This window comes from Pseudomonas sp. NPDC087342, from assembly GCF_044744265.1.
GTDB lineage: Bacteria > Pseudomonadota > Gammaproteobacteria > Pseudomonadales > Pseudomonadaceae > Aquipseudomonas > Aquipseudomonas nunensis.
Genome location: NZ_JBIUXZ010000023.1, coordinates 90974 through 91219, shown reverse-complemented (window position 1 = coordinate 91219; position 246 = coordinate 90974). Strand labels below are relative to the sequence as shown.

Genomic DNA, 246 nt, shown 5'->3' with positions numbered 1-246 from the left:
AAGAGTTTGTCTACCAGGGTGGTTTTACCATGGTCAACGTGAGCAATGATGGCGATGTTGCGTAGATTTTCGATCACTTGTGTATCTCGATCAGAGGATTCGGTGTGCTGACAAGTCTTGGCAGCGATTAACAGTAGAGTCCGGCAAAGCCGTTACAGCTTGACGGCGGCGTCGGGGGGCCGGTGACGCAGGCCACAGGCAAACAGCCCCGGGCACTTAGCTCGGTCGATAAACGCGCACATTGGC

General features: G+C 54.9%; 1 protein-coding gene. It reads right to left on the bottom strand.

Going from position 1 to position 246, the window contains the following annotated elements; genetic code table 11:
- Positions 1-128, bottom strand: a 128-nt coding sequence (locus tag ACIOYV_RS27790) for a GTP-binding protein (RefSeq protein WP_401328890.1), incomplete at its 3' end; no start/stop codon positions are given.
- Positions 129-246: the final 118 nt, after the last annotated feature.